The following is a 225-nucleotide window of genomic DNA, read 5'->3' on the forward strand; positions in this document are numbered from 1 at the left end:
CAATCCAGTCCTCCGGCTTCTTTTCCCCAATCGTGCCGATTTTGAAACGGTAGTCCTTTTTCTGGGAAGCAATCGCCCCGGTGTAGACGGGATTCATCAAAAGGTCTTTGATAACGGAGAAGTCCCACATATACCGCCCGTTTTCCGGGTCTTTCTTTTCCCATTTGGTGCGGGTATTGCGAAGCCCCCGTTCCCGGTTCCACCATGTGGGGCAGGGGATTTTTT

1 protein-coding gene is annotated in these 225 nt (G+C 52.0%); it reads right to left on the minus strand.

Annotation, left to right across the window (positions count from 1 at the left end):
* Positions 1-225, minus strand: a 225-nt coding sequence (locus tag LIZ66_RS20405; RefSeq protein WP_227087400.1) for a recombinase family protein, incomplete at both ends; no start/stop codon positions are given.

The sequence above is a fragment of the Blautia faecis genome (assembly GCF_020554845.1).
GTDB classification, from domain to species: domain Bacteria; phylum Bacillota; class Clostridia; order Lachnospirales; family Lachnospiraceae; genus Blautia_A; species Blautia_A faecis.